This window comes from Candidatus Accumulibacter contiguus, assembly GCF_036625285.1.
GTDB classification, from domain to species: Bacteria; Pseudomonadota; Gammaproteobacteria; order Burkholderiales; family Rhodocyclaceae; genus Accumulibacter; species Accumulibacter contiguus.
The window spans coordinates 3888246-3906874 of record NZ_JAZKUC010000001.1 but is presented as its reverse complement, the minus strand read 5'-3'; the positions used below and the strand labels follow the sequence as shown (position 1 = coordinate 3906874).

The 18629-nt window shown below is 60.4% G+C and carries 17 protein-coding genes; 2 read left to right on the top strand and 15 right to left on the bottom strand.

Features of this window, described 5'->3' with window-relative positions; genetic code table 11:
• Positions 1-292 precede the first annotated feature (292 nt).
• The 15 genes from V5B59_RS18480 to V5B59_RS18410 all read right to left on the bottom strand — a co-directional run bounded on the left by V5B59_RS18480 (position 293) and on the right by V5B59_RS18410 (position 16403).
• Complete coding sequence (locus V5B59_RS18480) at positions 293-1150, bottom strand: amino acid ABC transporter substrate-binding protein (RefSeq protein WP_169069393.1); 858 nt, start codon at positions 1148-1150, stop codon at positions 293-295.
• Positions 1151-1479: 329 nt separating this feature from the next.
• Complete coding sequence (locus V5B59_RS18475; protein WP_248594671.1) at positions 1480-2265, bottom strand: DUF2272 domain-containing protein; 786 nt, start codon at positions 2263-2265, stop codon at positions 1480-1482.
• A gap of 31 nt (positions 2266-2296) precedes the next feature.
• Complete coding sequence (locus V5B59_RS18470) at positions 2297-3256, bottom strand: serine hydrolase domain-containing protein (RefSeq protein WP_169069391.1); 960 nt, start codon at positions 3254-3256, stop codon at positions 2297-2299.
• A gap of 3 nt (positions 3257-3259) precedes the next feature.
• Positions 3260-4030, bottom strand: coding sequence for a M15 family metallopeptidase (locus V5B59_RS18465; RefSeq protein ID WP_248594670.1), 771 nt, complete (start codon positions 4028-4030; stop codon positions 3260-3262).
• 135 nt (positions 4031-4165) lie between these two features.
• The gene (locus V5B59_RS18460; protein ID WP_332352158.1) at positions 4166-6850 is read right to left on the bottom strand and encodes a DEAD/DEAH box helicase; all 2685 of its coding nucleotides are present in this window, start codon (positions 6848-6850) and stop codon (positions 4166-4168) included.
• Positions 6847-7104: a hypothetical protein gene (locus tag V5B59_RS18455; protein WP_169069390.1), complete on the bottom strand. Its 258-nt coding sequence runs from the start codon at positions 7102-7104 to the stop codon at positions 6847-6849. The genes V5B59_RS18460 and V5B59_RS18455 overlap by 4 nt, the downstream gene beginning before the upstream one ends.
• Complete coding sequence (locus tag V5B59_RS18450) at positions 7101-8720, bottom strand: site-specific DNA-methyltransferase (protein WP_169069389.1); 1620 nt, start codon at positions 8718-8720, stop codon at positions 7101-7103. The genes V5B59_RS18455 and V5B59_RS18450 overlap by 4 nt, the downstream gene beginning before the upstream one ends.
• Before the next feature lie 16 nt (positions 8721-8736).
• Positions 8737-9123 carry a hypothetical protein gene (locus tag V5B59_RS18445; protein ID WP_169069388.1) on the bottom strand — a complete coding sequence of 129 codons (387 nt, stop codon included), beginning with the start codon at positions 9121-9123 and terminating at the stop codon, positions 8737-8739.
• Positions 9124-9357: 234 nt separating this feature from the next.
• On the bottom strand, positions 9358-10590 hold the full coding sequence (locus V5B59_RS18440; protein ID WP_308240050.1) for an AAA family ATPase: 1233 nt from the start codon (positions 10588-10590) through the stop codon (positions 9358-9360).
• Positions 10587-10859, bottom strand: coding sequence for a hypothetical protein (locus V5B59_RS18435; RefSeq protein ID WP_248594669.1), 273 nt, complete (start codon positions 10857-10859; stop codon positions 10587-10589). Before V5B59_RS18435 ends, V5B59_RS18440 begins: the two co-directional genes overlap by 4 nt.
• Positions 10801-11061: a hypothetical protein gene (locus V5B59_RS18430; RefSeq protein ID WP_248594668.1), complete on the bottom strand. Its 261-nt coding sequence runs from the start codon at positions 11059-11061 to the stop codon at positions 10801-10803. The genes V5B59_RS18435 and V5B59_RS18430 overlap by 59 nt, the downstream gene beginning before the upstream one ends.
• 31 nt (positions 11062-11092) lie before the next feature.
• The gene (locus V5B59_RS18425) at positions 11093-13930 is read right to left on the bottom strand and encodes a valine--tRNA ligase (RefSeq protein ID WP_169069386.1); all 2838 of its coding nucleotides are present in this window, start codon (positions 13928-13930) and stop codon (positions 11093-11095) included.
• 69 nt (positions 13931-13999) lie between these two features.
• On the bottom strand, positions 14000-14485 hold the full coding sequence (locus V5B59_RS18420) for a hypothetical protein (protein ID WP_034915243.1): 486 nt from the start codon (positions 14483-14485) through the stop codon (positions 14000-14002).
• Positions 14485-14910, bottom strand: coding sequence for a DNA polymerase III subunit chi (locus V5B59_RS18415; protein ID WP_034915246.1), 426 nt, complete (start codon positions 14908-14910; stop codon positions 14485-14487). The genes V5B59_RS18420 and V5B59_RS18415 overlap by 1 nt, the downstream gene beginning before the upstream one ends.
• Positions 14907-16403: a leucyl aminopeptidase gene (locus V5B59_RS18410; protein WP_169069385.1), complete on the bottom strand. Its 1497-nt coding sequence runs from the start codon at positions 16401-16403 to the stop codon at positions 14907-14909. Before V5B59_RS18410 ends, V5B59_RS18415 begins: the two co-directional genes overlap by 4 nt.
• Positions 16404-16477: 74 nt before the next feature.
• Between V5B59_RS18410 and lptF the strand changes: the two genes are divergently transcribed.
• A complete protein-coding gene (gene lptF, locus V5B59_RS18405; protein WP_332352157.1) occupies positions 16478-17557 on the top strand; it encodes an LPS export ABC transporter permease LptF in 1080 nt (359 codons plus the stop codon).
• A complete protein-coding gene (gene lptG, locus V5B59_RS18400; protein WP_332352156.1) occupies positions 17554-18627 on the top strand; it encodes an LPS export ABC transporter permease LptG in 1074 nt (357 codons plus the stop codon). Before lptF ends, lptG begins: the two co-directional genes overlap by 4 nt.
• Positions 18628-18629 lie beyond the last annotated feature (2 nt).

Genomic DNA, 18629 nt, shown 5'->3' with positions numbered 1-18629 from the left:
CTTCCTTTCCTGTTATGCCGCGATATCGGCGTTGCCACCGAGTAGACCCGTCAAGCGCCTGGCCATCCCATCAAGCTGTCGTTCGTCGTAAAGACGAGAGCGCACGCTCTCGGGCATCCAGCGATCATGCACAAAGACCAGGCTGCCGTCGCCTGCTCGGAGCCTCCCTGCCGACAACGGCCCCGACTGTCCGGCTCGATGGGCTCTCGCCCGTGGCCTCGCCGACGCGATGGATCTTTGCTGCAAACGGCAGCGGCGGTGCCGCGGGGCGCCCACCGCCGCCCGCTGCGACCTACTCGGGGAGGCCGTTGAGGAGGAACATGGCCTGCAGGGCATCGTTCGGCTTGCCGAGTTGCCCGAACCAGCGGCCGAGAATCGGGCTGATCTCTCCGGAACGGTAGAGCCTGGCCAGGGTGCGGTCCACGGCGAGACGGAAGTCGGCGTCCCGACGCATCGCCAGGCCGTAGGGTTCGTAGCTGAACTGCAGTGTGGCAAGCGCAAAGGCCTGTCCCTGCCCGCGCACCAGGGCCGTCGTGATCAGCACCGTGCGATCTGCCGCATAGGCAGTGGCCGTCTTGTCCTTCAAGGCCTGCATGGCCGCATCATGGTCTGCCACCTTGAGCAGGTGAACATCGAGCTTGCCTGCCTTGATCAGGTCCTCGAGCGTCTTCTCGGTCGTCGTTCCGGCCACCACCGCTACCCGTTGGCCCTTGGTGGCTTCGGGGGAGGAAGGCGCCTCGCCGTCGCGAAACAACAGGCCAGCACCGTCGATGAAGGTCATCAGACTGAAGTCGAAGTCGGCCCGACGCGATAGCGTCTGAGTCGTATTGCCGCACTCCAGGTCGATCGCCCCGCTCTTCAGCGCTTCGAAGCGACTCTGCGCAGTCACCGGCACCCAGCGCACGTCGAGCTTCGGCAGTTCAAGTTGTTTGCCAAGATCCTCGGCGACGATCCGGCACAGGTCTACGCTATAGCCGCGCGGCTGCTTGTCGTCGCCGACGAATGAGAAAGGCATCGAATTCTCGCGGTAGCCGAGCTTCAGGGTCCCGGACTGCTTGATCCGGGCCAGTGCCGATTCAGATGCCATGGCCGGCATGGCGATGGCAAGGCTTGCGGCAAGCCCGCCGAGGAGAAGAGTTCGTTTGATCATTGGATTCCTGTCGAGTGGAGAGGGAGAGGTGGTCCGCAGCAAAGGAGATCATGCGGGCGCCGCAAGTATGCACAGCAACAACGGGTTTTTCCACCATAAGGACTGCCTTTTCCCGGCCAGCCAGCGCCACAGCGCTTGCCAAGCTCGCTAGTGGATTGCTGCCCCCGGCAAAGGCTCGGCGCCCACCCGGTAGCTTCGTGACGTGGCCCGCAGGATGCGGAGTTCCCCAGCCGCCGCTGCGCGCGCCTCGACGATCGGCGGTCGATCAGGGGTTGAAGATCAGAAACTGCCGAACCAGCCCCGGAGGGAACTGACACTCGAACACGCCATCAGTCCAGGCGATTCTCGATGATGAGAAACCATGGCCTTTGGCCCGCATATTGCAAGTAGCCATCCGGGGACAGGGTCAAAATGGTTTTTGAAACGGAATTGCGAACATTGCCGCCAATGGCTTGCAAGGTTCGCCCGTTGGTTTGCACAACGATATCGCAATGCAGCCTCGAGTTGAGTGAGTCCGGTAGAGTTTCCACCAGTTCTTGAGGCTCGACCTTGCTTCGGGTGGCACAGATCAAATCCCCGGGTTGGGGTTTGTATTGCTGGATGGTGTGCGGCATAAAGACGGCGAATGGATCGTGGGCGTTGGCAAGAAGACGGTTGAGATACAAGCGGTGGGCGCTGCTTGGAGGGAACAGGTCTTTTGGCACACCCGCCGTCTGCATGATCCAGCTGATGAAGGCAGCGGACCACGGTTCTCTGCAGTCGTAACCGGACAGCCGGTACTTGCCGACTGCGCGCCAATACTGGTTGATCCGATCACTGTGGTCGTGATCGTCATCTTCCCAGATTCCCACACGCGGAATGCTCTCGTCGTCGCCATCGATCACGACCGTCTGCTGGCCGAAGTAGACCCATTCAGCGTTTGCGGCTGCAATGATCTTGTACCTCCAGTAACCCAGCTGCGGTGATGCGGGCGATTCCGGCGATTCCGGACTGTCGGCCTGGGGTGCGGTCTCCTGTGCTGTCGGTTGTTCGTCTGGGGCTTGCGCAGGCATCTTCGGTGGCGACCCACAAGCGGCCAAGGCAAAGATCAACACGATCCGCAGATGTCTGATCATCACCATGTAAGCTTACACACGGGAAGGCGGGTCATAGTTGAGTCAGCATGGCGTAGCGTCGCCGATGAATCGCCAGTGGGTCCAGAAGTCCTCCTTCGGGCCCGCGTCTGTGAGCCAGGAGACAGATGCAACTCGCGTCGTCGGGGCGAAAAAACATCGCCGGGCCCGTAAAGCCCGTATGCATCCACCACGATTGACTGATTCCGGTGGGGGGCACATTGGGCAAGTGCGGCGGCATGTCCGTCCCGCTGAACTCGATGACTCGACAAATGCCGTTCAGTGGCAAACGTTCCAGCAGTTCGCCGAACTGGCCAGGGCCGTTCAATACGCGCCAAAGCCCAAGTCCCCAAACGGTGCCGTCGACGGATCGTGCATGCGCGAGCGCCATGTTCGGTGCATGAGTCGTCCGCCATGCCATGAGCCACGGCAACAGAAGTTGGGCATTCGCAGCGAAGCCGGCGTGGCCGATCATCCCGGCTCGCGCATTCGCATCGTGCGGCAGGTTCGCCATGCCTTCCGGAAAGGCAATGTTGTTGGCGGCAAGGAGCCAGGCCTCCTGGTCCGGCCCGGGCGGAAGTGTGATTGGCGCCTCACTCCACGGAGCTGGCACGAGACCAGTCATCTGTTGCCCAAGTTTCGCCCAGGAGCCGCCACTGACCGCTTCGACGGCCTCAGCCAGCACACGGAACCCAAGGTCCGAATAGCAGGCCGGAAATTCGCCGAATTCTGCGACTGGCTTTACCAGCAGAGGGTGTCGATTCCAGGGAAAGGGGGCGGCGAGTTGCTGAGCCAGCGGAACGCCATTATACGGAAGCCATGGCGGCAAACCCGCCGTGTGCGAGAGCAGTTGGCGCGCCGTCAAAGGCCACGTCCGGTTGCGAAAATCCGACAGGACGGGAAGAGTGCGCAGGTCACGATCAAGGTCCAGGTGCTTCAGAGCCAGCGGCGTCGTGACAAGCGGCTTGGTTAGTGAAGCGAGATCGAACCACATGAATCATTGCCCCCGGCTTGTGCAAGTGCATTCGGCCACGAGCAGCTCTGGACGGTATTCGAAATGAATGGTGTCAAAGTGGAACCATTTTCCGCCCCAGATAAAGCCGTTGGCCTCAAAAATCTTCACCACGTCCTGCAAGCCTCGATCCTCCAGAACACGTTCCGGGTAAGCGCAGGCTTTTCCGGGTAGGCACCCTGCCCAGCGCCAATACTGGCCCAGCCCGTGCGGGAGCTTGAAATCAATAGCGATACCAAAGCTGTGGCTGCTGGTCCGTTGGGTTCCGTGTATGGTTCGCCACTTGAGTGTTCCTACCGGGCTGGAGACGAGATGCCGAAGCTCGGGACGAGCGGCGATGGCCTTGCCGACTCGCATCAGCGCTTGGTCCGCGCTGGCGACTCGGCTGAATGGCAGGGATTTGCCTGTCGGGGCCCAGGTCACCTGAAGGATATTTCGCTGTACGGCAAGTTTATCCTCACCGTAAAGGCGTTTGAAGAACCGCTCATCTCGCATGCGCCCCGGATCTTCGTTGAACCCGGGCGGATCGACCGGAAAGCCCGGCGAATAGCATTGACTCATCTGATCATGCAGATCAGCGTGGTCAAGCCGCTCCTCGAAGTTGCCCTGACTTCCTGAGCCGTAAGGCAGGCGATGACCATCTGCCAAGAACAGGGTATTGCCGTCTTTTCCACTCAGAAACCCTGGGTAGGCTTTCAGCAGGCAGTCGATGCCCTGTTGCGCATCAGAATAGGCCCCTGAGGACAGCGTGAGCATCAATGGCACGATACTCCAGAGTCGCATGATTGGGATAGGTTTCCTGTGCATCATTGTTGATCAGCCAGCCAGCCAGCCATTCTGCGCCTGCACCTGGGCTGCCGGGTACAGAATCACTTAGACAGCGGGACAAACTCAACCAAACCGTGCCGCGAATCCCTCAAGCGTAATGTTCTCAGCGATCGCGTCATGCGGAATTAGCACGTAACGCCAAGGCTTGCCACCGTAACTTGCTGCATGGTCCGAGGCATTCGCGCACCACTTTACGGCGGCTTCCTTCTTGGCGACGACAATCGGGTCTTCAAGCTCCGTGCGCTTCTTGGGTTCCAGCATGTAGATCGTTGCAGCAGTTTCGGCAACGAAGTCCGGCTGGTATTCCGGATGATCCTCCCCGGTTTGGTAGTAAATCTGGAACTGGCCCTTGGCGGGCTTGAACCACTTGATTGAATCACGTTCCAGAATCACCGCCAGCTTGCGCTCCGAATCGGAATCGAATTTCTGCACCGGATACAGACACTTCTGGAAGCCGCCGAACAGGTACTTGGCCATGTTGCTCTTGTCGGTCGGCTCCACCCGATAGTTGGCAGGCGGCTCCTGTGCGGAATGCGAGTAGGCGCTCTGCTTCAGCTCGGTAAAACCCTTACTGATTTTCACCTCATGGCCGGCTACGTCCTCCCAGTAATGCGCCTGCATCTGGGCGTGGATGAAGCGCGCAATGTCCCGCTGATAGCAACGTAGTACCTTGCGGGTGTCCTCTTCGGTCAGGTAACTCTTGAAGTGCTGCACGGTCTGGGTAGCCAGGTCGTAGAGCAGATCGGCGTGTTCGTCGTAGGAAATATCGTCGAAATCCACCAGGCCGCTGACGACATAGTCTTCCAGCCGCGCTTCGTCGATGCCGCCACGGCTCACTGAAACCACTTCCAGTTGATTGGTGCGCAGGTGCTGTATCCAGAGTTCGTCGGAAACCGCCGGGTACCTCAAGGTATCCAGCTTCAGCGTGAAGGCTTTGAAGCCTGATTTCACCTCACCCCTGGGCACCACCAGAATGCGCGGAATGTCAATGGTCTGCTGCGTGACAAGCTCGACCGTCTTTGCCACCACGGCCGCAAAGTCCGGCTTCTGCGTCACCCCGTCCAGTTCCAGTTGAGTCGGCTGGTGCTGTTCCTCGACCGCCCTGACGATGGCGGCCTGAATTTCGGGCTTCTTCAGGTACTCGATGCTGGGCAGCGTCTGCGGCTGGTGTTCCAGCTTGCGGATGACCTCGTAGGTGATCTGCGCGACTTTCTGCTCTTCCCGCTTGGTGAAGGCAGGCGCTTGATCCTGGCCGGCCACCGTCGTGCTGCTGGTTGCGTGGGCAGGCGTCAAGCCCAGTTTGGTGGCCAGTTGCGATTGCGACACCACCGTGGTCGTTTTCTGCCCGAGCGCATCCGCATCCAGCACGAGGGTTTGCAAGTGGATCGCCGAGTCCGGCTTGTTGGCCTCGGCGATGATCTCCTGAAACTTGTCGTGGGCGACGATGTTCAGCCGATCCACGGCCGTCACGCCGGTGCGCTTGCCATAGGGCAGACGCAGGCCGCGCCCGATGGACTGCTCGATGAGGATGCGGGCATTGGCCGCCCGCAGCGGCACGATGGTGTAGAGGTTGGTCACGTCCCAGCCCTCCTTGAGCATGTTGACGTGAATCACGATCTCCGTCGGCTCGTCGGTGTTCTCCACCTTGAGTAGCTTTGAAATCATCTCTTCTTCTTCGGCCCCGGTCTTGCTCGAATCTACCTGGATGACCTTGTCGCGGTAGCGGCCCTCGAAGAAGTTGTCGGACTTGATCAGCACGGAAAGTTGTCCGGCATGAGTCGTATCGCGGGCAATCACCAGCAGGAAAGGCTTGACGATGGGCTTCTCGCTCTCACGTGCGTAAGTCTCCAGCTCCACCTTGACGCTTTCGTGCAGGCGCACGCCGTCTTCCAGTTTCAGCCGTTCGATCTCCTGCGCCGACATGCCCGCCGGGTTGAAGTTCTTGCGCGTGACCACCGCCGGTTCCTTGACGAATCCATCAGCCATGGCGCGGCCCAGCGGGTAGTCGACAATCACGTTCTTGAATGCCAGCGCGCCGCGCGGGGTCTCCACAAACGGCGTCGCGGTCAGTTCCAGGCCCAGGATCGGCTTCAATTCGTTGATGGCGCGAATGCCGGCGCTGGCGCGGTAGCGATGCGATTCATCCATCAGCATCACCAGATCCGGCAAACCGGCCAGATAATCGAAGTAGCTCTCGCCGATGTATTCCGACAGCCGTTTGATGCGCGGCGACTTGCCCCCGCGCACTTCGGAATTGATCTTGGAAATGTTGAAGATGTTGATGCGCACGCCGCCGAAGAGCGTGTCGCTGCGCGGGTCGTGCTGGTCGTAGTTGTCGCCGGTGATGATCGAGGGCGCGTTTACAGCGAATTCCGCGATGCCGCGGAACACGTACTTGGGGTGATTGCGGTCGCTGAAATCGGCAATCAGCTTATTGTAGATGGTCAGGTTCGGCGCCAGCACAAAAAAATTGTCGATGCCGTGCGCCAGGTGCAGATAGCTGATGAAAGCGCCCATCAGCCGCGTCTTGCCCACGCCGGTGGCCAGCGCGAAGCACAACGAAGGGAAATCGCGCTCGAAATCCGTCACCGACGGGAACTCGCTGCGGATGGCCTTCAGCAGGATCGCGACATCGGCGCCCTTGCCCGGTGGGGCAATCTCGGTAATGCGGTCGAGGATTTCCAGCGAGCGGCGCTGCGGATGGCGCAGACTAAGGCGGCCGGCGATAGCGTTGACGTGGCGGTTCATTCCTTCTTCCCCTTGCTCTTCTTGGCCGTCTTCTCCAACTGCTTAACCTGTACGCTGATCGACGCCTCAAAGTCACGTTCGGCAAATACATTGCGCACATGCTGGGCAATGGCCGGCACGCTGACTTGATACAGCTCGGCCAACTGCTTCTGCGTCATCCATACCGTTCCCTCGGCAACACGCAACTGCACCCGTGTCTGCGCATCTTCGCTCTGGTAAAGCAGGAATTCTCCGGTCGGCAGGACATCGCTCACGGCTCCCCCCCGTCGAACAATGACTGTTGGCCGGGCTTGGGCGGTTCCTTGGGCAGGTTCTCCACCTGCAGGGAGTAATCGTCATGACCCCACTCGCAGCGCGACAGCACCTGCCTGGGAATCTTCTTCACCGTCAGGTTGGGGTAGGCATCGGCCTTGGCGCGGAAGGCGGTGCACAGGACCAGCAACGACCGATCCGGCCCCACCTCGTCGGAAAGCTGCTGCAACTGTTCATGGGTCAGGCTGGCGGTGGTGACATAGACAAAATCCCGCTCGGTGGAATGGCCGTGCTGCCAATACACCGCGTCCGAAGGTGCATAGCTGAAGCCCTCCAGCTTGCATAGCGCCTCGGCCAACATGGCGGCGTTGTAGTCGTGGTTGATGACCCAGTTGCCCCACTTGTCTTTTTCCAGCAGCGAGGGCGCCAGGCGGTAGTAGCGGAAGCCGCCGCCGCCCTTCCAGCCAACGGCTTGGCTGACGCCACCGGAGTCTTCGCCGTCGATGACCTTCTTCAGGCGTGGGATGATGTGGGTGTGGCAATGCTCGCCGAGCTCCACCATGATCCAGCGGCGGCCCATCTTGTGGGCCACGGCGCCGGTGGTGCCGGAACCGGCGAAGGAGTCGACGATAAGGTCGCCAGGGTCCGTTGCCAGTTCGATTATTCGTTGCATCAATCGCTCTGGTTTGGGAGTGCCGAAAAGGTCATCGCTGAAAAGCATCTTGCTTTCCTTTTTTGCCTCATCGTTGTGCCCAACTTCGTCGTACTTCCAAATCGTTGTTGCCGGGATAGTTTCGCTAACTTCAGTCAAGAATCGCTTGATCGCCGGCCGCGCATCTCCGCCAACACCGAACCAAATGCGGTTATCCGCAATCAGTTCAGCGAATTTTTCCTTTGTGTAGCGCCAGCTCGTTCCTGACGATGGCCAGACTTCACGACCTGACGGTAGTCTTACTGGAAAGACTGCGTAATCACGCACCTCATTGCGCAATGTATCCCCGGCCTTCCAAAGCCCTCTTGAGTCGTTGTCTCGATTGGTGTACCGAGATGTTTGCTTTTCCGTCTTGCTCAGGCGATTCACCTTAACTCGTTCAACGTTTTTGGCGTACACAAGCACAAAGTCATGGGAACTCGACAGGAGTTTCGAGTCAGCCTTAGGAGCGTACTTCTTCTCCCAAATTACGGTTGATACGAAATCCCTTCTCCCAAAAACCTCATCGCACAGCACCTTGAGGTAGTGCGCCTCATTGTCGTCGATGGTGATCCACAGCGAGCCATCGTCGGACAGCAGCCGCTTGATGATCTCCAGCCGGTCGCGCATCAGCGACAGCCAGATCGAATGCTCCACCCCGTCGTCGTAATGGGTAAAAGCGCTGCCGGTGTTGTAAGGCGGGTCGATGAAGACGCACTTCACCTTGCCGGAAAACTCTCCCTCCAGCGCCTTCAGCGCCAGCAGGTTGTCGCCGAAGATGAGCCGGTTGTCGAAAAAGTCGGCACTGGTGACACGGTGCTTCGCGTGGTACGACTTCGCCGGGTCTTCCAGCAGGATGCGCGGCTCCAGCTTTGGCCGGTTCTCCTTGCCGATCCAGGTGAGTTCGAGTTTTTGCTTCTTGCTCATCGCGCCTGATGCCACTCTATTGCTGCCATCCGACCGGGGGCCACGCTGGTACGGTCTGGCCCAATTGCCTGGCCAGGTCGCCCACTGCCTTGACCAACTTGCGGAAGGATCGGTTTCGCTGGTGGGCGAGCGCCATGTCGAACACGGCGCTCATCGCGTCCTGATCGCCCGTTTCGGAATAGGCTCGGCACCTGGGCATGAACTCTTCCAATGCTCCCTTGGCATCGCGCTTGGCCTCGGGATCGACTGGCGCCAGGGCATCGTCGGCGATACTCCAACGTCCCCTCTGGGATTCGACCGAAGCCAGGAACCAGGTCTCGTACTCGCGGTAGGCAATGACAACTTCGCAGGGCGTTCCCAGCCTCGGCTTGCGCCCAGTTCCGCACCTTTGCCGCCAGTTCATAAGGACAGTCGTCCTCGCCATCGAACAGGAGCAGCACGGCGGCACAGTCGGGCTGCAGCAGGGCCAATCGGACCATCCGCCGAACCTCGTCTTCGCGCCGGAATTGGGACGAGGTACGACGGATGGGGGCGCCCACGTCCATGCCAAAGCACAGCGCATGATCCCATAACAATCGGCGCAGCAGTACCGGCACCGCCGCGACTTCCCCGTGGCCCTCGACAATCGGGAACAGCTTCATGCCAACGTCTCGAACAGGCTGCCATTGCGCAAGGCATCGTCGCTAGCGAACAAGTCCTCAGCGTGAAGCGCGTTAGCGCGCAGCAGTTCGCCGGCGCCCATGAGATCGCTGCGCATGGCTTCGCGCGTCGCGGCGGAAGGCATCAGCAAATGAGACGCACCCTCCTGCCACGAGACGATGCGCAGGTTGTTGTCGGTGATCCACTTCGCATCGAGCAACTCGGGACTGTGGGTGGTCACGACGACTTGCATAGTCTTGGCTGCCCGGCGGATCAGATCGAGCACGGCGCCCAATGCACCGGGATGGATGGTGGCTTCCGGTTCCTCGATGACGAGTACAGAGGGACTCGGCTTCTGAAAAACCGCCATGATGAGACCCAGCGAGCGCAAAGTGCCATCGGACATACTGAAGGCGTCGAACGTCAGCTTCTTGCCCTCTCCCCATTCCTGCGAAAAGCTCATCGACCACTTGTTGCCGTGCTTTTTGTGGGCAACCGCCTTGGTCTCGGGAACGATGCTCTCGAGAATCCGGAAGACTTCCTGCCGAACTGACTTTGCGTTTTCCCCACGTGACAACTCCTGGAGCACGCTGGCTGCATTGCTACCGTCGGGTTTGAGTACGATGCCGCTGTCTGGATCCTGCATTTCCCTGAGCTTCGCCGGTTCGATGGAGTAAACGCGCATGGCGCTGAGTACCTTCAAAATGCAAGCAAAGCGCTCGTCCCCACCAACCAGGGGCAATGCCAGCGCCGTGGGTTCCAGTGCTGGTGTCAGTCCATCGGCGTTGCTCTTCCATATGTCGGAACGATCAAACCACCAGCGTATGCCGCTTTTGCCGCACACCAGACATTGCTCCCGCACTATGCGGAAGCCATAGTTTGGCAGTGCCTTGATCTCGAACGCGAACCGGCCCCCCGCGATGCCGTTGAATGCACCGAATTCAAATGCCAGACCCAAATTGGGAGGAGCACTCTTGACTGAACTGCGATTGCGCACGGCCGAAATACCGCCTTTGCGGTCCAATACTGCCTGAAGCGGGGATGACATCGCTTCGGCAACGAAACTGAAAACATCGGCGAGATTCGATTTTCCCGATCCGTTGCGCCCCACCACGAACAAGGGATTGTCCAGTTCGAGAACCGCCGAGGGAAAGCTGCGGAATCGCTTGATGACGATTCTTGTAATGGGACTTGTGTTCATCGCGATGTATTCCCCTTGTCCTTGTTTCACTCTGTTTTCCAGGCCGTCTGCTGATCGAGCGAGATGCCCAGGTAATCGCGAATGGCTGCTGCTTGCGACGCGACATCTTGCGATTGCGAAAGCGTGATGGCTTTCCAGATATGGCGCTCGGCGGGGTTGTGGCCATCGAACAACTGCAATCCAATGATTCGGCGGGCTCTTGCATGCGGAGCTTGGTTTTGAGCCGGTTGGAAATCGAAGTCAGCGCCGGCAATGGCGAAGGTCGATGAAGCCAGTAGCTTGCGCAGCACCAGCGTCATCAAGGCTGCGCTGACTGGCCGGCAGAGCCTGGAGATTATCCTGTTGCAGGTATTCGGAGACGAGATGGTAGAGCCGGTCTTCGCTTTCCTCCGGCGTGAATTCCTCAACCAGCGGGGTGTAGGGGATGTAGGCCGTCACCTGGCGGCGCAGGGTGCGATGGCAGACCGGCTTGAGCCGCGCCTTGAGCGTCTGGAATGCCATACGCAAAGCAATCTTGACTCAGTGGGCCAGTTTACCGGCTGTTTGCTGGCTGTGACCGCCTGAGGCGTTCGCGTTGCGGTTCGAGTTTTTCGAGCGTGGCGACGAAGTCCTGGAGGCGCTTCCTTTCCTGTTCGACCACTGCGGCCGGAGCGCGCGCGACGAAGCTCTCGTTGGCGAGCTTGGCTTTCGCCTTGCCGATCTCGGTGCCGAGTCGCGCGATCTCCTTGTCCAGGCGTTCGCATTCGACAGCCAGGTCGATCTGAACCTGCAGCATCAGCCGGGTTTCGCCCACGATGGCGATCGGTGCGCTGGCGTCGGCCGGTATTTCGTCGACGATCTGCAGGTCGGAGAGCTTGCAGAGCGCTTTGAGATAGGGCGCGAAGCCGGCGAGCGATGCGGCCTGGCCGCTGGCGAGCAGCGGAACCCGCAGCGCCGGCGAGAGGTTCATTTCGCCACGCAGGTTGCGGCAGGCGTAAGCCAGATTCTTCAGTTCCTGGACGCGGGCTTCGCTGGCCGGGTCGATGCTTGCTGCCTGCGCCTGCGGATAGGCCGCGAGCATCACCGAGGCATGGGTCTTGCGGCCGGCGATCGGCGCCACCGCCTGCCAGAGTTCTTCGGTAATGAAGGGCAGCAGCGGGTGGGCCAGGCGCAGCACCGTCTCCAGTACGCGCGCCAGCGTCCGCCGCGTCGCGCGGACTTCTTCGACGGAACCCTGCTGCAGTTGCACCTTCGACAACTCGACATACCAGTCGCAGAACTCGTCCCAGACGAACTCGTAGACCGAGCGCGCCAGCAGGTCGAAGCGGTAGTCGGCGTAATGCTGTTCGACCTCGGCTTCGGTACGCTGCAGTTTGCTGACGATCCAGCGGTCAGCAAACGAGAAGCGCAGCGCTGACCCACAGTCGTCAGCCGTATCGCTTGCCAGGCCGAGATCCTGGTCTGCGGTGTGCATCAGCACGAAGCGGGTGGCGTTCCACAGCTTGTTGCAGAAGTTGCGGTAGCCTTCGCAGCGGTTAAGGTCGAACTTGATGTCGCGACCGGGGCTGGCCAGTGACAGAAAGGTGAAGCGCAGTGCGTCGGTGCCGAATGCCTGGATGCCTGCCGGGAATTCCTTGCGCGTGCGCTTTTCGATCTCTGCGGCCTGTTTGGGGTTCATCAGTCCGCTGGTGCGCTTCTCGATCAGCGCGTCGAGGCCGATGCCGTCGATGAGGTCGATCGGGTCGAGGACATTGCCCTTCGACTTGCTCATTTTCTGGCCTTCGGCGTCGCGGATCAGGCCGTGCACATAGACGTGTCTGAAGGGGATTTTGCCGGTGAGATGTTTGGTCATCATCACCATGCGCGCCACCCAGAAGAAAATGATGTCGAAACCGGTCACCAGGACTGTCGAAGGCAGGTAGAGGTCGAGCGCCGGGTTGCTTTCGGCTGGCCACTGCGGCGTCCAGTCGAGTGTCGAGAACGGCCACAGTGCTGACGAATACCAGGTATCGAGGACGTCCGGGTCGCGTCTCAGCGGGCCGTGGTAGCCTTGTGCCGCAGCCTCGTTCCTGGCTTCGGTTTCGTCATGAGCGACAAAGATCTGTCCACTCTCGCCATACCAGGCAGGAATCTGATGGCCCCACCAGAGCTGCCGCGAGATGCACCAGTCCTGGATGTTGTTCAGCCACTGGTTGTAGGTGTTGATCCAGTTCTCGGGGAAGAACCGGATCTCGCCTGCCGCGACACATGCCAGAGCCTTGCCGGCGATGCTGCTGCCATCGGCACCGGCCTTGCTCATGGCGACAAACCATTGGTCGGTGAGCATCGGCTCGATCACCACGCCGGTACGGTCGCCGCGCGGCACTTTCAGCAGATGCGCATCGACCTTGTCGAGCAGGCCTGCTGCTTCGAGGTCGGCGACGATCTGCTGGCGCGCTGCAAAGCGATCCATGCCCTGGTAGCGAGCCGGAGCGTTGTCGTTGATCTTCGCGTCCAGGGTCAGGATCGGGATCATCGGCAGTCTGTGGCGCTGGCCGACCGCGTAGTCGTTGAAATCGTGTGCGGGAGTGACCTTGACGCAACCGGTACCAAATGCGAGGTCCACGTAGGCATCGGCGATGATCGGGATGGTGCGCTCGCAGAGCGGCAGCCGGACCATTTTTCCGATCAGGTGCCGGTAACGTTCGTCGTCGGGATGGACCATCACCGCGGTGTCGCCGAGCATGGTTTCCGGGCGCGTCGTGGCAACGGTCAGCGAGCCGCTGCCATCGGCCAGCGGATAACGGATGTGCCAGAGATGGCCTGGTTCCTCTTCCTGCACCACCTCGAGGTCGGAGACCGCGGTCTGCAGTACCGGGTCCCAGTTGACCAGGCGCTTGCCGCGGTAGATCAGGCCCTCGCGGTAGAGGCGGACGAAGGTTTCGGTGACCGTCCGCGAAAGGCCGGCGTCCATCGTGAAGCGCTCGCGGCTCCAGTCAGGCGAGGTGCCGAGGCGGCGCATCTGGCGGGTGATGGTGTTGCCCGAGAACTCTTTCCACTCCCAGACTTTTTCGAGAAATTTCTCGCGTCCGAGTTCGTGCCTTGAGATTCCCTGTGCGTCTAGTTGCCGTTCGACGACGATCTGTGTGGCAATGCCCGCATGGTCGGTACCGGGCTGCCACAGCGTGTTGTCACCGCGCATGCGGTGGTAGCGGGTGAGCGCATCCATGATCGCCTGGTTGAAGCCGTGCCCCATGTGCAGGGTGCCGGTGACGTTGGGTGGCGGCAGCAGGATGCAGAAAGCGTTCGGTTTTTCGGCATCGAGGCCGGCGCCGAAATAGCCTCTGGCTTCCCATTCGGGGTACCAGCGACGTTCGATGTCGACCGGTTCAAAGCTCTTGGCGAGTTCCATGAGGGGAGGGCTGGGGAATGGCAGGAGCTCGCATTATACCCGCATCGCGCGGCTACCCCGGTACGACGCCTAGGCCTGCTCAGGAGTGGCTGGCTGGCTGCCAGCGGGTTCTTCGATGAGCTGTCGAGCCTGCTCGTTTTGCTCGATGAAGTCATGCAATACTGCTGCAATGGTTGCGGCGATGCCGTTCTGCAAGTGGTCCGTGGCAGTCAGCAGCGCCGCTTCGACGAGCACCGGCATTTCGCTCTGCAGTTGCTGATCAAGGCGTTCGGCGAGCTCTGCGGCCAGGGTCTCGCGCAGCCTGGCGCGGTCTTCTGCCGGGACTTCTGGCGCCGGCAAGACCACTTCGGTGAGGACCGGCAGGTCGTCCTCGTCTTCGCCCGACGGGGTGGCGGGCGTTCGGCTTGCTGACGAGTCGGCTGGCGTGGTCGAGGCCAGGAAGCTGCGCCGTCGCCGCAGCCGTCGCGAACCGTCGCGGTGGTCGCTGCCGGCAGCGCCTGCATCGGCGTTGATCAGGGAGTCCACCCGACGGATCAGATCGTTGTCGTCGGCCATCAGCCTTTCCCTGTCAGATCGACATACTGGAGGTCGTAGCCGCGATCCTTGTAGAACCTGGCGCGCTGGCGACCGGCGACGCGCTCTTCTTCCCCCTGACCGACCACTTCGATGAGGCTGGCAAAACGAGAAAACCCCGGGGGTACCTCGGCAGCGAGGTTGAACAGTCGTTCATCCTGCGGTATGACGTCCAGTCGGCCGGCAATCAGCACCGGAGTTTCGGCGGCGAGTGGCGAGTTGATCTCCACATGCGGGATGAAGCTGGTTGGCGGGTGCATCCATAGCCAGCGGTCGAGTGCCACGGCGACCTCGGCATCCGGTGCATAGACCAGCGAGGCCTTCTTCTGTGCCAGGGCCTTGCCGATCAGGGCGGCGGTCGCAGCAATCCGGTCAGAGGCGTTGTGGTAGAAGAATATTCGTGTCAATTCAGCTTGCCTGCGCGTTTCAGCAAATAGTGCATGAGCAGCGGCACGGGTCGCCCGGTCGCGCCCTTGTCCGTGCCCGACTTCCAGGCAGTGCCGGCGATGTCGAGATGGGCCCAGACGTATTTTTTGGTAAAACGGGCGAGAAAACATGCAGCGGTGATGCTGCCTCCCCAGCGGCCACCGATGTTGGCCATGTCGGCGAAAGGGCTCTTGAGCAGTTCCTGGTAGTCGTCCCACAAGGGCATTTGCCAGGCGCGGTCGTGCGCTTCATCGCCGGCATGCACGAGTTCCCTCGCCAGGGCCTCGTTGTTCGCAAAGAGACCGGTCGCGATATGGCCGAGAGCGATCACGCAGGCGCCGGTGAGCGTGGCGACGTCGATCACCGTCTCCGGTTGAAAGCGTGCGGCGTAAGTCAGTGCATCGCAGAGAACGAGGCGGCCTTCCGCATCGGTGTTGAGGATTTCGATGGTTTGACCGGACATCGAGGTAACGATGTCGCCTGGTCGTGTGGCGGCCCCGCCGGGCATGTTTTCTGCGGTCGGGACGATCACCGTCAGATTGATCGGCAGTTTCATCAGCGCCGCAGCCTTGATCGTACCCAGCACGCCGGCGGCGCCGCACATGTCGTACTTCATCTCGTCCATTTCCGGCGCCGGCTTGAGGGAAATTCCCCCACTGTCGAAAGTGATTCCCTTGCCGACGAGGACCACTGGCTGGTCATCGTTCTTGCCGCCCTTGTACTGCAGGACAATCAGTTTTGGTGGCTGCTGCGAGCCTTTGGCAACGGCAAGCAAGGAATGCATGCCCAGTGCGGCCATCTCGTCACGTTCGAGAATCTGGCACTCCAGCTTGTGTTCGGCAGCCATCTTTTGTGCCGTTTCGGCAAGAAAGGCGGGGGTGCACACATTACCCGGCAGATTGGCGAGATCTTTTGCCAGGGACATGCCTTCGGCAATGGCCTGTCCCTGGCGCAGCGCTTCCTCGGCAATGGTCAGTTCGTTGCGACGATCAACGACAAAGGTGAGTTTGCGCAAGGGTCGGCGCACCTTGTCCTTCTTGCTCTTGAACTGATCGAAACGATATACGGTTTCCTGCGCCACAAGGGTGGCCTGACGAACACGCCAGGCAGAGCTGCGCTTCCTGACGCTCGTTTCGGTCAGAAAGACGGTGCCGTCAAAGGCGCCGGTTTCGTTGAGCGTCCGCACGGCACTGTGAATGGCTTCGCAGTAGGCCTTGTCGCCGAACTCCTTTTCCTTGCCGAGACCGACCAGCAGGACCCGGTCGCAGAGCGTGCCCGGAACATTGTGCAGCAGCAGCGTCGAGCCCGCCTTTCCCTCCATGTCGCCGCGGCGAATGATGTCCGAAAGATGGTTGTGCGCCGCGTTGTCCAGAAGCTCGGCAGCCAGGGTCAGCTTGCGTGGTTCGAAAATGCCGACCACCACACAGGCGCTGCGTTGCTTTTCCGGGCTACCACTTTTTATGCTAAATTCCACTTACCCCTCCTCAGGCAACCCGCGCCGTTTGCGAAAAGCCGATTATCACTGCAGTTTTTCACCAAAGTCAAAAAATGATCTTCCAGCGTGCTGTCCGGCGCGAGTTCACGCACTTGGCAGCCGGCGTCTTCACTGCGCTTTTCGCCATCATGATGACGACCCAATTGATTCGGCTGCTCAGTGAAGCGGCACAGGGCAGTGTCGAGCCGGACGCGGTGGTGGCGCTGCTCGGTTTCTCGGCGCTCTACTACCTGCCGGTGTTGTTGTCGCTGTCGTCGTTTGTCGCCATCTTGTTGACGCTGTCGCGCAGCTATCGGGATTCCGAGATGGTCGTCTGGTTCTCTGCCGGATTGCCGCTGACGGCGTGGATTCGGCCGGTATTGGTGTTCGTGATGCCGCTGGTGCTGACCATCTCGGTGCTTTCCCTCTTTCTTTCCCCCTGGGCCTTGTCGCAGAGCGCCGAGTTTCGCGGCAAACTGAGTTCTCGACACGATGCGGGTCAGATCTCTCCCGGTGCTTTTCAGGAATCGTCTGCCGGCGATCGCGTAGTATTTGTGGAAGGGGTTGCTGATGACACCAGCAATGTCTCGAATGTGTTCGTCAACGAACTGCGGCCTGATCGTTTGGGGGTGACGATGGCGGCCTCCGGGCATCAGGAGATCGCCGAGAACGGTGACCGCTTCATCGTCCTGCAGAACGGCCGTCGCTACGAGTTTCCCCCCGGTACTGCAGAGTTCCGCATCATGGAGTATGCGCGCTACGCGGTTCGCGTGGAGACCCGGGAGGCACGCGGCATCGTGCCGACACCGAGGACGATGCCTACCGTGGATCTGCTGCCCATCGATTTGCCGGTCTATCGGGCCGAGCTGCTTTACCGTTTCAGCATGCCGTTCTCGGCGGTCGTGCTGGCCTTGCTGGCGATTCCTCTGTCGTTCGTCAATCCGCGTGCGGGTCGTTCGGCGAACATGCTGCTCGCCATTCTCGTCTACCTGATCTACAACAATCTGGTGACCATTAGCCAGGGCTGGGTGGCGAGCGGGAAGGTTTCGTTTGCTTTCGGCGTGCTGGCGGTGCATCTGTTCATGCTGGCTCTCCTGCCGCTGATGTTCTACCATCGTATTGCCGTACGCCCATTCGCCCGTCTGTCTCGATGAAGGTCTATCGTCGCTACCTGGCGCGCGAGGTCTCCGCTGCCATCCTGCTGGTGTTGCTGGCTTTTCTGGCCTTGTTTGCCTTCTTCGATCTGCTCGGCGAGATCAAGGGTGTCGGACAGGGCGGGTATCAGTTGCACCATGCCCTTGGCTTCGTCTTGCTGCGCGCGCCGGGGCGTGCCTATGAATTGATGCCGATTGCCGTCCTGATCGGTACGCTTTATGCACTCTCGACTCTCGCCCGTCATTCCGAGCTCACCGTCTTGCGCGCCTCGGGTTTGTCCACCGCAGCCCTTCTCGGCGGTCTGTTTCAGCTGGCAGGCCTGTTTGCCCTGGCGACCTACCTGATCGGTGAGTTTGTGGCGCCACCGGCCGAACGTGCGGCGTATCAAATGCGCCTGAAGGAAAAGGGCCGAATGGTCGGACAGGATCTGCGGTCGGGCCTGTGGGTCAAGGACGAACGGAGTTTCATCAACGTGCGCGTCGTTCTGCCGGATGCGCGTTTACGCGGCATCCGCATTTACGAATTTGACGAGAAGGCACAATTGCGTTCCGTTACCGAGGCCGCGGAGGGGAAACACGTGCTTCCCGACAGTTGGCGCTTGACCGAAGTGGTACAGACCGTCCTGCTTGCAGAGCGGGCCGAAGTCCACAAGATGCCGGAGATGTTGTGGCGATCGGCCCTGAATCCGGACATTCTTGCAGTACTGATGGTTTCCCCCGATCGGATGTCGCTGCGGCACCTGTCGGCCTATACCAAACATTTGGCTGACAATCATCAGAAGACCAACCGCTACGACATCGCTTTCTGGAAAAAAGTGGTCTATCCGCTGGCAGCATTGGTCATGGTGGCTCTCGCCTTGCCGTTTGCTGGCGCGCATTACCGGGCCGACCGGGTAGGCATGCAGATCTTCGCCGGAGTGATGACCGGAATCCTCTTTTACATGCTCAACGGCTTGTTCGCCAATCTCGGTGCGATCAACAGCTGGTCACCGCTGCTCAGCGCAGTCACACCGTCGGTGCTGTTCCTGCTGACGGCAGCAGTCATGATCTGGTGGGTGGAAAAGCGCTGATC

Bases quoted from the DNA above. Each gene is read 5' to 3' on its own strand.
- V5B59_RS18480 (WP_169069393.1), bottom strand. From the start codon at position 1,150: ATGATCAAACGAACTCTTCTCCTCGGCGGGCTTGCCGCAAGCCTTGCC.
- V5B59_RS18475 (WP_248594671.1), bottom strand. From the start codon at position 2,265: ATGATCAGACATCTGCGGATCGTGTTGATCTTTGCCTTGGCCGCTTGT.
- V5B59_RS18470 (WP_169069391.1), bottom strand. From the start codon at position 3,256: ATGTGGTTCGATCTCGCTTCACTAACCAAGCCGCTTGTCACGACGCCG.
- V5B59_RS18465 (WP_248594670.1), bottom strand. From the start codon at position 4,030: ATGCTCACGCTGTCCTCAGGGGCCTATTCTGATGCGCAACAGGGCATC.
- V5B59_RS18460 (WP_332352158.1), bottom strand. From the start codon at position 6,850: ATGAACCGCCACGTCAACGCTATCGCCGGCCGCCTTAGTCTGCGCCAT.
- V5B59_RS18450 (WP_169069389.1), bottom strand. From the start codon at position 8,720: ATGAGCAAGAAGCAAAAACTCGAACTCACCTGGATCGGCAAGGAGAAC.
- V5B59_RS18445 (WP_169069388.1), bottom strand. From the start codon at position 9,123: ATGAACTGGCGGCAAAGGTGCGGAACTGGGCGCAAGCCGAGGCTGGGA.
- V5B59_RS18435 (WP_248594669.1), bottom strand. From the start codon at position 10,859: ATGACGCTGGTGCTGCGCAAGCTACTGGCTTCATCGACCTTCGCCATT.
- V5B59_RS18430 (WP_248594668.1), bottom strand. From the start codon at position 11,061: ATGGCATTCCAGACGCTCAAGGCGCGGCTCAAGCCGGTCTGCCATCGC.
- V5B59_RS18425 (WP_169069386.1), bottom strand. From the start codon at position 13,930: ATGGAACTCGCCAAGAGCTTTGAACCGGTCGACATCGAACGTCGCTGG.
- V5B59_RS18420 (WP_034915243.1), bottom strand. From the start codon at position 14,485: ATGGCCGACGACAACGATCTGATCCGTCGGGTGGACTCCCTGATCAAC.
- lptF (WP_332352157.1), top strand. From the start codon at position 16,478: ATGATCTTCCAGCGTGCTGTCCGGCGCGAGTTCACGCACTTGGCAGCC.
- lptG (WP_332352156.1), top strand. From the start codon at position 17,554: ATGAAGGTCTATCGTCGCTACCTGGCGCGCGAGGTCTCCGCTGCCATC.